10 protein-coding genes and 1 pseudogene are annotated in these 13,339 nt (G+C 64.6%); 2 read left to right on the top strand and 9 right to left on the bottom strand.

Annotation, left to right across the window (positions count from 1 at the left end; translation table 11 throughout):
• Positions 1-42 precede the first annotated feature (42 nt).
• The 4 genes from ACCQ13_RS15690 to ACCQ13_RS15705 all read right to left on the bottom strand — a co-directional run bounded on the left by ACCQ13_RS15690 (position 43) and on the right by ACCQ13_RS15705 (position 6,015).
• The gene (locus tag ACCQ13_RS15690; protein ID WP_159407527.1) at positions 43-3,819 is read right to left on the bottom strand and encodes a phospholipase effector Tle1 domain-containing protein; all 3,777 of its coding nucleotides are present in this window, start codon (positions 3,817-3,819) and stop codon (positions 43-45) included.
• A 13-nt stretch (positions 3,820-3,832) separates the two neighbouring features.
• Entirely contained in the window at positions 3,833-4,594 is a 762-nt protein-coding gene (locus ACCQ13_RS15695; RefSeq protein ID WP_223214355.1) for a hypothetical protein, read from the bottom strand.
• A gap of 24 nt (positions 4,595-4,618) precedes the next feature.
• Positions 4,619-5,635: an IS30 family transposase gene (locus ACCQ13_RS15700; RefSeq protein ID WP_159406982.1), complete on the bottom strand. Its 1,017-nt coding sequence runs from the start codon at positions 5,633-5,635 to the stop codon at positions 4,619-4,621.
• A gap of 128 nt (positions 5,636-5,763) precedes the next feature.
• The gene (locus ACCQ13_RS15705) at positions 5,764-6,015 is read right to left on the bottom strand and encodes a hypothetical protein (RefSeq protein WP_146090299.1); all 252 of its coding nucleotides are present in this window, start codon (positions 6,013-6,015) and stop codon (positions 5,764-5,766) included.
• Between the two features lie 121 nt (positions 6,016-6,136).
• On the opposite strand from ACCQ13_RS15705, the pseudogene ACCQ13_RS15710 reads away from it, so the two are divergent.
• Positions 6,137-6,361: pseudogene (locus ACCQ13_RS15710) on the top strand (hypothetical protein); the annotation flags it as partial.
• Positions 6,362-6,457: 96 nt separating this feature from the next.
• Here ACCQ13_RS15710 and ACCQ13_RS15715 read toward each other — a convergent pair.
• Positions 6,458-7,117 (bottom strand): serine/threonine-protein kinase, encoded by a 660-nt coding sequence (locus ACCQ13_RS15715; protein WP_104602553.1) that lies wholly within the window; start codon positions 7,115-7,117, stop codon positions 6,458-6,460.
• Positions 7,118-7,279: 162 nt separating this feature from the next.
• Between ACCQ13_RS15715 and ACCQ13_RS15720 the strand changes: the two genes are divergently transcribed.
• On the top strand, positions 7,280-9,352 hold the full coding sequence (locus ACCQ13_RS15720; RefSeq protein WP_223214356.1) for a bifunctional DedA family/phosphatase PAP2 family protein: 2,073 nt from the start codon (positions 7,280-7,282) through the stop codon (positions 9,350-9,352).
• Positions 9,353-9,399: 47 nt separating this feature from the next.
• On the opposite strand, the gene ACCQ13_RS15725 is transcribed toward ACCQ13_RS15720, so the two are convergent.
• The 4 genes from ACCQ13_RS15725 to ACCQ13_RS15740 form a co-directional block, all read right to left on the bottom strand.
• A complete protein-coding gene (locus ACCQ13_RS15725; RefSeq protein WP_159407529.1) occupies positions 9,400-10,284 on the bottom strand; it encodes a bestrophin family protein in 885 nt (294 codons plus the stop codon).
• A 148-nt stretch (positions 10,285-10,432) separates the two neighbouring features.
• The gene (locus ACCQ13_RS15730) at positions 10,433-11,029 is read right to left on the bottom strand and encodes an LON peptidase substrate-binding domain-containing protein (protein WP_104602555.1); all 597 of its coding nucleotides are present in this window, start codon (positions 11,027-11,029) and stop codon (positions 10,433-10,435) included.
• Entirely contained in the window at positions 11,029-12,387 is a 1,359-nt protein-coding gene (mpl, locus tag ACCQ13_RS15735) for a UDP-N-acetylmuramate:L-alanyl-gamma-D-glutamyl-meso-diaminopimelate ligase (RefSeq protein ID WP_104602556.1), read from the bottom strand. Before mpl ends, ACCQ13_RS15730 begins: the two co-directional genes overlap by 1 nt.
• 340 nt (positions 12,388-12,727) lie before the next feature.
• Positions 12,728-13,291 carry an adenylate kinase gene (locus ACCQ13_RS15740; protein WP_104602557.1) on the bottom strand — a complete coding sequence of 188 codons (564 nt, stop codon included), beginning with the start codon at positions 13,289-13,291 and terminating at the stop codon, positions 12,728-12,730.
• Positions 13,292-13,339: the final 48 nt, after the last annotated feature.

Consider the following 13,339-nt stretch of genomic DNA (forward strand, 5'->3'; position numbering starts at 1 on the left):
CAAGTACACAGCGCCATGCAGGGCGGGCGTCGCCTGATCGCCTTACATGCCCATGCCCATGCCGGGCTGCGACTGCGCTTGCGCCTGCATGCGGCTCTGGGCGATGTACTCGCTGATCTGCGCGTGTTTCAGATCGCCGGCCTGTGCCACTTCCATCGAAGCCTGGATCGACGGTGCCGCCTCATGCATCTGCACGCGCGCGATGCCAAGCGGGTGATCGTAATTGAGCGCAAACACGGTGTCGCGCGCTACATAGAACTGCCCCTTCCAACCTGGCTTGAAGTAGGACTCGTTCAGCGCTGCGGTGATCTGGGTCAGGCGTTCCTCCGAAAACTGATGGCCTTGCGCCTGCATCCGCTCTTGCACGTCCGCATACAGGGCATGCTTGGGATGCGCGGGATTGCTGTAGGGGCGTAGACCTGGCGGCGGTGTGTGCGCGTCGTCTTGGACGGCGGTGGCCGACAGCTCCTTGTCGCGCTGTGCCTTGCGGCTGTTCTCGTCTTCGTCGCGCTGTGCCTGGTCTTGCTGATGCTGCCGGGCCTGCAACTGTAGCTGTTGATCCTGCTGCAGTTGCAGCTGGCGTTGCTGCTCCAGCGCTTGTTGCTGCTGTTGCGCATGCAGATCGGGTTGGCTGCGTTCGGGCGCGACGGCCGGCGATGGTGTGGAGGGCATGACCATCGCGCGATGGGGCGCATCCTGCAGCGCGACGCCGGGCTGTTGCGGCACCATATCGCGCTGGGCAATGGCAATGCCGGCCTGTTGTTGCAACGCGGCCAATGTGCTGCGGTCGGCAATGCCGCTGACCTCCTCCATGCCGTGCATCAGCTGGAAGGCCTGCACGCCACGTTCGGTAGGTTGATCGTAGACGCCATTGATTTCCACCGGGATCTTGATCCGTTCGTTGATGCCCAGCTGGATCAAACTGGCCTGCAGCGCCTGCACTTCGGCGCCACGGTCGCCGGGTTGCAGGTGTCCCTGATCGCTGGGCGCCAAACTGGCAGCTACTCCTGCGGTGATGGGCAAACCGTTGTCAGTGCCTAGCGCTGGCGGTGCAACCGAAGGTCCGACAGCCGGGATGGCTGGCACAGGCACGTTGTCGATTTCGGGTGCACGCACGTTGACGGTGGCGAGCGTGGCGATCTCGGGCGCTGCGTGCGGCGCTACCTGCTGGGCGTTAGGCTGCAAGGGCTGCGCGGCCACCTGCGGCAGCGCGCGTTCAGCGTCAGTCGCCAGGCCCTGCCCGCGCATTTGTACCTCGCGCAACGCCTGGCGAATGTCCTCACTGCTGGTCACTGCGGCAACACGCTCCACCCCATCGGTATCGCGTTGCAGATGCGCAATCGGACTATCGGCGCCAAACGTGCCGGCCGGGCCACGTTGGAGTTTCATGGCGCCATCGCCGGTGAGGCCATGCGCTGCGCGCGTGCGCTGGGTCGCCAATTCGATGGCTTGCCGCCAATCCGGTTTGAGCTCGGTGCCCGTGATGCGATAGCGGTACAGCGTTTCCTCGCGCTGTTGATCCTGCGGCGAGGGCGGCGACTGCGCGATGGCCGCAACGACCTGTGCATGCTCGGCCAGGGCCGGCTGTAGCAGGCGGCGCGTGGTCTCCAGTTCCAGCGCCACATTGCCGGCGGCAATGCCGCCCTCACCAGACCAGTGGCCCTGCGCATCGCGGCGATAGGCGTGGCCATCCGACGCGGTCAACGCATCTGGATTCGGCAGGGCCTGGCGGAGTGTGTCCGACAATGGCAAACCGGCGGGGGCCCAGCCGCTGCGCTGATAAGCCAGTTCATAACGCGCCGCAATCGCACCGGGGCTGTTGGCGATGTTGCCGGCGATCACCTGCTGCGCTTGTGCGTCCAGTTCCGCTGCACGCGCTGGCGCGGCGATATCGGTACGGTACACGGCGCTATCGGCGTCTGCGACCACACCGCTTTGCAGCGTGCGCCGCCATTGTCCGTCGGTGGGATCGCGCGCCCAGTCGGCCGTGCTCAGGCTGGGCGGATCGGTGGCGTTGGCCGGCAACCGGTACGGATCCTGCGGTGCTGGCGCATCTTTCAGCGCCAGCACCGCAGCGGCGTTGGTGGCCTGATAATTGAGTTCGCGGGCTTTGGCGTAACTGGCCACGATCTGCGTGGACGTGGGATTGTCCACGCCATCATCGGTGGTATCGGCCTTGCCCTCGCGCGCCCACGCGGTGCCATTGAACGACCACTGCGTCCCCTGGCGATCGGTCTGGGTGTAGATGGCGCGGTTGTCGAGCAAATCAGCGACCTTCTCCCCCGCCTTGCTCATGAAATACGCATCGGCGGCGATCAAGGCCATCGGCCCGGCGCCGGATGCGCCCAGCGCGTAGGCTGCCGCAGCGCCACCGGCCCAGCCACCGACGTTGCGGCCGGTGAAATGCGCCAACTCCGACTGCGCAGCCAGCGGGTTGCTTTGCGACAGCAGCGCGGCGATCTTCTCGCCGGATTGTTGCGCCTCGTAGAGCGTGGCGGCAACACCCAGCGCGCCAGCAGCCCGCACGCCAGGATGGTCGAACATGGCCGGCGAGTAGGATCGGGTTTCCAGCGTTGCGGCATCCACAGACTGCGATAGCCGAGCGATAAAGGTATCGCCCTCGGTAGAGATCGCCGTGTTGATTAGCGTGGTCCGCTGAAACGGCCCTGCGCTCTGGAGCATGTGCGCCAACTCGCCACGTAGCGCTTCTGGCGCTTGCACGGGGATGTTGGCCAGCTCGCCTGGCGGCACGTAATACCCGTAATCGGCGGTAAGCTGGCGCAGCTGGCCATCGGGCGTGGCGCGGTCCGCCTTCGGGGCAAGACGAAACAGGGCGTTGCCCTCTTCGGAGCGGTGAAGCACATTCAGTCGCGGATCGGTCGGCTCCGGCAGGCGATAAAACAGCGGCTCGCTGACCAAGCCATTGTGATAGTCGGTCATCAGGTTGAGCGTACGGATACTCAGCCCATCGCGCAGGTAGCTGCCGCCGATATCGGAATGCGCGGCGGCAAACACGACATGCCCGAAACGGCCATCGGCCGAGACGCCAAGCGGGATGCTGTGGTCGGCCTTGAACAAGCCACGCCGCTCTTCGCTGGCACTGAACTGCACACCGCCCACCACCGAGGGCGGCAAGCGCCGGTCGAACAACTCCATGTAGCCAGTGGCGACCGGGTCGTACAGGCCCACCGTCATCGGCGTCAGACCGGGGGGCTGGTGGTAGCGGCTGTAGGTCTCCACCAGATTGCCGCTGGCATCTGGAGCCAGAGTCAAACTCTTCTCGTCGGGAATACCGCCTGCATCAACCATTCGGGCAAGTAGTGGCACTTGACTGGCTCCACGACTGAAACCCTCAAGATGAAAAGCGATTTTTGCTTCGGGATCCGCCTGGAAAATTTTCTGTGATTGTGTCTTCAACCGCTCATACATTTCCTCTGCACGGAACAGGCTGGTGCGCCCAGTAGCGCCATCGAGCGCTTTCGCGAGCGGATTCTCCTGGGTGCCGGCGCCTTCGATGTATTCGACGTATAGTCGTTTCTCACCCGCCTTTTCCATATCCTCAAGCTGTTGACGGAACTTAGCAACATTGGTGGCATGCAGCGGGTCCTTGTAGACATCATTGCCGGTGCCATCCATCAGGCCAACGATCAGATACGAATGCGGGTCGGCGCGATCCAATAGCTTCGGCACCTTGAGCCGAGAGAGGTCTTCAGCTGCTTGTTCGTAGGTACGCAGCTGTTCCGGCGTTGCTGCGTAGTGCGACACGTCATCGAGCGGTAGGCCATCTTCGCCCAGCTGCAGAACGATCTTTTTGTTCATGGCGAGCGCTCCCTCAGTAGGTCTTGGTCCAGGCCAGGATCAGGTCATCTCGGCTCACTTTTATATTTGGGTCATCTGGCGATTCCAGACAGTTGGTGAGCACCCACGACTTCATATACACATTGATCGTGCGATCATTCACCTCTAAAAGAATTACTGCAATCTTCCTTTTGTGTGCCGCCCAATACTCAAAGATATCTTCTTTCGGAACGTTGTGCAGGATCAGATGCCCGGGGAAAATCTTTTCGAAATCGACTTCGACATAGCGCTCTACGCCATCCATCGCCGTCCAGCGGATATCCACAGTCGAAGGAAACCCGCGTGTCTCGAACTCTTCGGTACTGCCGAATCCACCTGTCCAGTGATCTTTCCAATCGGGGGCGTATGGCTCACCTGAAGGCTTATTCAAGTCGCTGACCGAATGCTGCTGTCGAGCAAAGGTAATGCTGCAGCGCAACGTGTGATAACAGCGCGCCCCGAACGAATAGCTATCAAACCGTAGCGGCCACGGTTCGCGCTGTTTTTTCTTGAACGGATTACGGAACTTGAACATATCGGAATCGCCAGGATCGGGGAGAGAAGCATGCGGGGCCACTGACACACCCTCATCCAGTGCTGACGCCTGTTGCACCGGCTGCGCCCACGGCGCTGGCTTGGGCTTGCGCTTGACCTGCACCGGCAGTCCGCCACGCGGCAATGGACCAAGCTCACGCAGCGTGCGTTCGTTGATGCGTTGCACATCGTGCAGCAGTTGCGCTGCATGCGCCTCCACCACACGGCGCGCCAGGGCGGGGCGGTCTCAAGATTCAAGTGCAACACGTGATTTGAAGATTGCCAGTTCTTCTTCCATGGCCTCGCTGGGCGTTTTCCAGCCAAGCGTTTTTCGTGGGCGGGTGTTCATCAGCAAGGCGATGTGATTGAGATACTCCTGACTGACGCTGGACAAATCCACACCCTTGGGTAGGAACTGGCGTAGTAGACCGTTGGTGTTTTCGTTGCTTCCGCGCTGCCATGGCGCATGCGGGTCTGCAAACCATACGTCCATGTTCAGCCCCTCCATCAGTTCGGCATAACACGTCATCTCGGTGCCGCGATCGTAGGTCAAGCTCGTCCGCATCGCGGCGGGAAGCTTCTTCAGCTGGCGGGTAAATCCTGCCAGGGCATCTGCGGCCGTGCAGCCGTCCATGCGGCACAGCACGACAAAGCGTGTCTTGCGCTCCACCAGGGTGCCCACGCAGGAACGGTTGAACGCACCCTTGATCAAATCACCTTCCCAATGGCCTGGAACCAGGCGCTGTTGCACTTCTTCGGGTCGGTGCACGATCCGCAGTTCCTCCGGCACCCAGGTGCGTTTGGCGGCACTCGTCCGTCGCAATCCACGAGAAGGCTTGTGCTGGCGCAGCGCCTCGACCAGCTCTTTCTTCAGGCCCCCGCGCGGATGCGCGTAGATCGTTGCGTAGATGGTCTCGTGGCTGACGCGCTGAGCAGGATCGTGTGGATGCATGGCCAGCAGCTTGGCAGCAATTTGCTGGGGCGACCACCGCCATAGCACCAGATGATCGCGCACGAGCTGGAACAGCTCCGTTCCAGGGATCAGTCGATGTTGCCGAACGCTAAGCCGGCGACGCGCTGTGTAACGCCTGCCTGCATCTGATGCACAGTAGAGCGCGCTGTCTTGCCTGGATAGCTCCCGGCTCAACGTCGACGGGCTTCTGCCTAGCAGCCTGGAGATCGAGCGTAAGCTTTGGCCGCGTCGGGTTTCGATTTGCAGCATCGCGCGCTCTTCTGAACTCAGGTGAAAATAACGTTTTGACATGTGCATACCCTACTTGCTATTGGGGTGTTGCACTTGGAAGTTGAGTCTAAGCGGCGTAACGGGATTCTTTGGCATCGCTCATATGCGTTTCCTTGCAGATGTTGCGTTGGTCGCGGCTAACGGGGATGTTATCGCATTGATGCACCGGCGCGCTGCGTCGATTTTGTCGGTAAATGCCGCTGCTTTCTATCAGATCGCCAGCGTTTCTCGGCAGGTATGCATCGGCGCTGATTCACGGCCCAGCCGCTGCGCTGATAAGCCAGTTCATAACGCGCCGCAATCGCGCCGGGGCTGTTGGCGATGTTGCCGGCGATCACTTGCTGCGCTTGTGCATCCAGCTCCGCTGCGCGCGCTGGCGCGGCGATATCGGTGCGATACACAGCGCTATCGGCGTCTGCGACCACACCGCTTTGCAGCGTGCGCCGCCATTGCCCATCGGTGGGATAGCGCGCCCAGTCGGCCGTGCTCAGGCTGGGCGGATCGGTGGTGTTGGGTGCGGTGATGGCCCATCTAGCGCTGGATCAAGCCTTGCCGGCCAGTTGGATGGACGAGGTGTTCCAGGCGCATCGGCAACGGCAATATCCACGCGAGCGGCTGTTTTCCAGTGTGGTGAAGCTGATGCTGTTGGTCACGCTGGGACTGCGTCCCTCGCTGCATGCGGCAGCACGCAAGCTGTCCCAGCGTCTACCGGTGTCGCTGGCAGCACTGTATGCGAAGGTGCGGCGCCAAGCGCTTATTCCTACATTGCTCTGACCGACCAACCCACCGCTCAAGCCATCCGCTTTAACGAATCCCCAATCCCGAACAACCAATCCCAGCCACTCAGGGCTTCGGCCCCTGCCCCTCGTTGTCTTCCCAGTGCAGCACGCGGCGGGTCACGAAACGGTAGACCGGCTTGCCGGTGGCGAACCACAGCTCGCGCACCCAGGAGCGGCGCTTGAGCACGCGGCGTTCCACCGGGGTGATGGCGGCCGGGCAATACATGCGCTTGTGCTTGAGCAGGTGGCGCAGGTCCTCACGTGCAAGCAGACGCATCCAGCGCGCGCGTGGGTGGCCACGCACCGCCAGCTGGAAATCGATCACCGCCGGGCTGCCATCGTCCTGCACCAGCCAATTGGCTTCCTTGGCCAGATCGTTGTGCGCCACGCCACGCCGATGCAGCTGCTGCAGCAGCCTGCGCGCACTCCGAAAGTAGACCAAATCGCCGCGCGGCGGGCGCTGGTACATCGCCTCGCCGGCCAGGTAGCTGCGGTCCAGATGACGCCCGTTCCACTGCAGCAGGCGCGGCGTGTGCGGCAGGCCATCGAGCTGGCGCAGCGCCAGCGCTTCGCGCCGCGCCAGCCACCACGCCACCCCGCGCAGCAGCCACGGCGCCACGCTCAGGTCGCGCCGCACGAACACGCGGCCGGCATCGCGGACCAGCAGGATGCGTCCGAAGGTGTCGGACTTCAGCGGCAGGTTGCCGGCGGGATCGTCGCTCATCGCCCATTGTAGACGGGCGGTGCGCATCGCCACATCGTCAATGCGGGCGCCGCTGTGCCAAAGGCATGCAACGCCGGGGCGGTTGCAACCTGAGGTGAAGCAAACCGCCAGATGTGAGCAGGGCGCAAGTCAGTCGTCGCCATGCCCACCTATAATTCGGGAATGAACTCATGGATCGACGCCACGCTGGAGTGGATCGGACACCACCCCACCTTGGCTGGCGTGGTGATCTTTGCCATCGCATTCTGTGATGCGGTGATCGTGCTGGGGGCCATCGTGCCCGCGCTGCCGCTGCTGTTCGCCATCGGCGTGCTGATCGGGCTCGGCCAGATCAACGGGCCATACGCGGTGGCCTGCGCCACGCTGGGCGCCTTCGTCGGCGATGCACTGAGCTTCTGGGTGGGCCACCGCTGGGGCCACCAGCTGCACACCTATTGGCCGTTCCGGCGTTATCCGCAATTGCTGGAACGCGGCGAGCTGCTGTTCCGGCGCAATGCCTTCAAGAGCATCCTGATCGCCCGCTATGTGGGTGCGGTGCGGCCGTTCGTACCGGCCATCGCCGGCATGTCGCACATGCCGTTCAAGCGCTACCTGATCGCCAGCGGGCTGGCCTGCATTTCCTGGGCACTGCTGTTCCTGGTGCCGGGCTGGGTGCTGGGCACCGCCTACGACGCGGTGGCCGCCGTGGCCGGGCGCCTGTTCGTGGTGGTGGCCTTGTTGGCGGCGGTGATCGGGCTGGCCTGGGCAATGGTGCTGTACTCGTATCGCTGGTCCGCCGGGCACCTGGATGCGCTGCTGGCGCGGTTGCTGGAGTGGTCGCATCGGCATCCGGTGCTGGGCAACTGGTCGGTCAGCGTGTTCGACCCGCGCCGCCGTGAATCGGTGCCGCTGGCGATGATGGCCTTGATGCTGTTGCTGCTCGGCTGGGGCTGGTTCGTGCTGCTGATGGTGGTGCTGGCGCACGGCGAGCCGCTGCGCGTGGACTTGGCCGTGCACGACCTGATGCTGGCGCTGCGCAACCCGCTGGCCGATTACCCGATGGTGGCGCTGGCCTCGCTGGGCGACTGGCAGGTGCTGCTGCCAGCGATTGCCGCGGCGATGGGCTACCTGGCATGGCGCCGGCGCTGGATGGCGGTCACGCACTGGGTGATCGCGCTGGCGTTCGGCCTAGCCCTGACCCAGTTGCTGGGGGCCACCGTGCAGGTGGTGCGCCCGCCTGCGGCCAGTAGCGGTTTCGGGTTTCCGTCGGTGGCGGTCACCATGGCAACGATTGGCTTCGGCTTCTTTGCGCTGTTGATCGCGCGCGAACTGCCGGGCCGCCGCCGGGTGTGGCCGTACTTGGTCAGCGGTGCGCTGGTGTCGTTGATCGGTTTTGCACGGCTGTATCTGGGTGCGCACTGGCTCAGCGACGTGGTCGGCGGGATGCTGTTCGGCGTGTTCTGGCTGCTGGTGCTGGGCATTGCCTATCGCCGTCGCGCCACGCGCGCGTTCTGGGTCAAGCCGGTGGCGTGGATCTTCTACGGCGCCTTCCTGAGCTGCGCGATCTTCTTCGCCCCGCGCAACCTGGAGGCCAAGCTGGCCAAGTTCGAACCGCCACCGCCGCTGCTGATGGACCTGCCCGCCAGCGACTGGTGGGACAGCCAGTGGCGGTTGCTGCCGGCGCGCCGCAACGAATTCGACGATAACCAGCGATGGCCGCTGGATGTGCAGCTGGCCGGCCCGCTGGCGCCGTTGCAGCGGCAACTTGAATTGCGCGGCTGGCGGGCGCAACCGCAGGCCGGCTGGGAACAGGCGCTGCATCTGCTCGATGTCGGCGGCCGCCCGGACGAGGTGCCGATCCTGCCCGCCACCCTGGACACGCGGGTCGAGGCGCTGCTGATGGTGCGTCATGCGGCACCCGGGCATGTGCATGTGCTGCGGCTGTGGCCGGCGGCAGCGCGCCTGCAGCCCGGCGCCGAACCCTTATGGGTAGGCAGTACGCAGACCCTGCGTTACAGCCGCCACTTCAGCCTGATCGGATTGTGGTATCCGCTGCGCGGCGTGGACCCGGCGCTGAACGCGCTGCGCGATGCGCTCGGCGCGCTGCCGCATCGGGTGGCGCAACGTGGACGCTCGCAGGTGCCGGTGATCCTGATCGACAGTACCCCCGGTGCCGTGATGCATGGCGATGCGGCAGCGCCGATCCAGCCGCAGCGCGATGCCGCAGGTTCGGCGTCGCTACCGACGCGCCGATGACCTGAGCGCGTGTCGCCACCGTGGGCGGCCGCCAGGCGCGGTGCATCTCACCACAGCACGCCGTCCACCGGCTGGACCGGCCCGGGCGTGGTTTCACCAATGGCCTGCAGGGCATCGATCTCCACCGTGCGGCACATGCTGTCCAACGGCAGGTCATGGATGGTATTGGCGAACGGGTCAACCAATTCGTCGCCGATCTTGAGAACCGCCAGGAACATCAACCCGGCCAACGTCGATCCCACCGGCGTGGCGTATTGCAGGGTTTCCACCAACCCGATCGGTAACGCCGCGCAGAACAGCCGGGTGAACAGCGTGGGATAGAAGCGGTACTGGTACGGCAGCGGTGTGTTCTTCAGCCGCTCCATGCCGCCTTGCGCATTGGCGATGTCCACCAGGATGCGTTCGACGCTGGCTTGCTGGATGCTGTCGATCCAGCCGGCGCGCCGTGCCTGTTCCACGTCGCGGCCGGTGCTGTCGAGCAGCCCGTTGGCCACGTTGGTGCGCGTCATCGCTGCCGCCGCTTCGTCGGCCTCCAGGTGCGATTCCAGCGCCATCGCCACCGGCAGCCGACGCAACTGGCAGCGCAAGGCATTGACGTAGGCCACCTGCCGCCGCGCGATCGTGCGGCCCAGCGCGGCGGCCTCCGGTGCCGACAGGATGCTCACGCTCAGGCGCACCAGATTGCGCGAGGCATTAATCATCTGGCCCCACAACACCCTCCCCTCCCACCAGCGCTGATAGGTGGAATTGGCGCGAAATCCGAGAAACAACGCCAACGCCGAACCGAAAATGGTCAGTGGCAATGCCGGCGCGCGGAATGGCAGCACGTAGTAGATGATGGTGATCAACACATCCCAGACGAACAACACCGCCAGGGTCTGCCAGACCTGGCTGATGACATCGGCCACGCGCGGCTTGACGTCGATAATCAAAAGCACACTCCATCGGGAAGGATTCGGTGTCGCCGTGACGCGCATCCCCTGCACGGATGCCGTTGCGCAGCGCACTCATGCGCGCGCAGTCTGCCGCTGTCATGGTGCAAGCGTGGTGATGGTGCACCCGCAAGGCGGGATTGCCGGGTCAGGTCATCCATTCCAGCACATTGTCCAGCCGTTGGTGCGGATCGCCCACCTGCAACAGCGACAGGCGCTGTTGTTCGGTCAGCGGCAGCAGTTCGGCCAGCCGCCATCCCACCCATGCCGCCTGATCCAGCAGCCCCGGACCGACCGATGCGAACTCGCCGCCGGCCTGTTCCAGCATGCGCTCCAACACCGTGGACAGCAGCGCGTGTTCGGGCCGCAACTCGTCGTCCGGATCGGGATCGCACCAGGCGACGTCACCCACCACAAGGCCGTTGTCGCGAATACGCGAGCGCTGCACATGGAAGCGGCGCATGCCGCGCAGGCGCAACACCAGCACCCCGTCGGCGCCCACATCGAAATCCTCGATGCGCACTTCGGTACCGAACGCGGCCGGCGTGGCCGGGACGCCGACTTCGTTGCCCTCCAGGATCAGGCACACGCCGAAACGGGTGCCGTTGCGGCCGCAGTCGCGCACCAGATCCAGATAGCGGCGTTCGAACACGCGCAAGCCCATCGCCGCACCCGGCAACAGCACGCTGTGCAAGGGGAACAGCGGCAGTGCGCTGGTGTCGGCAGTGGAGGGAAGCGGCGCCATCAGGACAGCTGCGCCAGGAAGCGACGCGGCGCGCCGTCGAAGCCGCCGTTGGACATGAACACCACATGGTCGCCCGGCTGCGCCAGCTCGCCCAAGGTGTGCAGCAATGCATCGACATCATGTGCCACGCGCGCATCGCCACGTATCTGCGCGATGATCGGCGCCGCATCCCAGGGCAGTTCCGGCCGATGCAGGAACACCACCGCATCGGCATCGTGCAGCGACGGCGCCAGCGCCTGCGCATGCGCGCCCAGGCGCATCGAGTTGCTACGCGGCTCCATCGCCACCACCACGCGCGCCGCCCCCACCTTGGCGCGCAGCCCCTGCAGCGTGGTTGCAATGGCGGTGGGGTGATGCGCGAAGTCGTCGTAGACGGTGATGGCGCGCGCCTGGCCCAGCACTTCCAGCCGCCGTTTGACGCTTTGGAAGCGTGCCAGCGCCGGCATCACCGTCGCCGGCTCCACGCCCACCGCATGCACTGCGGCCAATGCCGCCAGCCCGTTGAGCACGTTGTGCCGGCCCACCAGCGGCCACTGCACCTGGCCGATCTCCACACCGCGATGGGCCACGGCAAATACGCTGCCGTCGGCGGCGATCAGGCGCGCGCTCCATTCCAGCCGCGCATCGAAGCCGAACCGCTCCACCGGTGTCCAGCAGCCCATCGCCAGCACCTCGGCCAGCCGCGCGTCTTCGCCATTGACGATCAATCGCCCACGCGCCGGCACCGTGCGCACCAGATGATGGAACTGGCGCTGGATGGCGGCCACGTCGGGAAAGATATCGGCGTGGTCGTATTCGAGATTGTTGAGGATCGCCACCAGCGGCCGGTAGTGCACGAACTTGCTGCGCTTGTCGAAGAACGCGGTGTCGTACTCGTCGGCCTCCACCACGAATTCGCGGCCCTGGCCCAGCCGTGCGGAAACGCCGAAGTCCTCGGCCACCCCGCCGATCAAAAAGCCGGGCGCCCGGCCAGCCGCCTCGAGCAGATAGCTCAGGATGGTGGTGGTGGTGGTCTTGCCGTGCGTGCCGGCCACCGCCAGCGTGTCGCGGCCCGGCAACACCTGCTCGGCCAGCCACTGGGCGCCGGAGGTGTAGCGTCGGCCGGCATCGAGCACCGCTTCCACGGCCGGATTGCCACGCGACAAGGCGTTGCCGATGACCACGTCACTGGCGTCAGGCGAAATGTTGGACGGCACGTAGCCTTGCGCCAGCGCGATGCCGAGCGTTTCCAGCTGGGTGGACATCGGTGGGTAGATGGCCTGGTCGCTGCCTTCCACCTGCCAGCCCAGTTCACGCGCCAGGGCGGCCACACCGCCCATGAAAGTCCCGGCAATGCCGAGGATGTGGAGTTTGCTCATGCGGCACATTGTCGCCGATCACCGCAGCGGCGTGACCTTCCGGTCATTCGCCGGGGCCACTGTCAGAAAAACCCTACCGTACTGTCAGGAATTTCCCGATATGCGAACTGCGTCACATCCATCACTCTGCTGAACGCCAGTCGCAGCACCCTTTGGTCCACTCCCCAAGCGGCCAAATCCCCAGGGAGCTCATGCTGTCGAGGCTCTGAGCAAGCCTATTACTGGCGTTATTTAGACCCCGGTCGTCTTGTACGACCGGGGTTTTTCTTTGCCGCTGCGCCGCCACGCCCGTACACCGCAGCGGGCGTCCGGGCCGGCGCTCGATCCGGCCCGGATGGGATCAACGCTTGAGTGCGGTGCCGATCCGCTCCAGCACCTCGTCCAGCGCCCCCACTCCGTCCACGCGCGCCAGCTTGCCGCGCTGCGCGTAGAAGCCGATCACCGGTGCGGTGGAATCGGTGTAGACCTGCAGACGCTTGCGGACCGAATCCGGATTGTCGTCCTCGCGGCCTTCGGCCTTGGCGCGCCCGGCGATGCGTTCGACCAGCAGTTCGCTGGCCACGTCCAGCTGCACCACCGCATCCAGCGGCTGACCGATCTTGCCCAGCAACTCCTCCAACGCGTCGGCCTGCGCCACGTTGCGCGGGTAGCCGTCCAGGATGAAGCCCTTGGCGACATCGGCCTGGCCAAGGCGGGCTTCCAGCATACCCAACAGGATGTCGTCGGACACCAGGTCGCCGCGTGCCATGACTTCCTTGGCCTTCAGACCCAGCGGCGAGCCGGCGGCCACTTCGGCGCGCAACAGGTCGCCGGTGGAAATGTGCGGGATCTCAAAGCTGTCTTTGAGCCGTGCAGCCTGGGTGCCCTTGCCCGAACCGGGCGGTCCCAACAGAACCAATCGCATCAGTGGACTCCACTTTCGAAGAAAAACGCGTTGCGGTTGGCGGCGTTA

Origin of the sequence: Xanthomonas sp. NCPPB 1638 (assembly GCF_041475635.2) — a bacterium.
Lineage (GTDB): Bacteria > Pseudomonadota > Gammaproteobacteria > Xanthomonadales > Xanthomonadaceae > Xanthomonas > Xanthomonas cucurbitae.

Excerpts from the sequence above, each read along its gene's own strand:
- ACCQ13_RS15690 (WP_159407527.1), bottom strand. The coding sequence starts at position 3,819 with ATGAACAAAAAGATCGTTCTGCAGCTGGGCGAAGATGGCCTACCGCTC.
- ACCQ13_RS15730 (WP_104602555.1), bottom strand. The coding sequence starts at position 11,029 with ATGGCGCCGCTTCCCTCCACTGCCGACACCAGCGCACTGCCGCTGTTC.
- ACCQ13_RS15720 (WP_223214356.1), top strand. The coding sequence starts at position 7,280 with ATGAACTCATGGATCGACGCCACGCTGGAGTGGATCGGACACCACCCC.
- ACCQ13_RS15700 (WP_159406982.1), bottom strand. The coding sequence starts at position 5,635 with ATGTCAAAACGTTATTTTCACCTGAGTTCAGAAGAGCGCGCGATGCTG.
- ACCQ13_RS15715 (WP_104602553.1), bottom strand. The coding sequence starts at position 7,117 with ATGAGCGACGATCCCGCCGGCAACCTGCCGCTGAAGTCCGACACCTTC.
- mpl (WP_104602556.1), bottom strand. The coding sequence starts at position 12,387 with ATGAGCAAACTCCACATCCTCGGCATTGCCGGGACTTTCATGGGCGGT.
- ACCQ13_RS15740 (WP_104602557.1), bottom strand. The coding sequence starts at position 13,291 with ATGCGATTGGTTCTGTTGGGACCGCCCGGTTCGGGCAAGGGCACCCAG.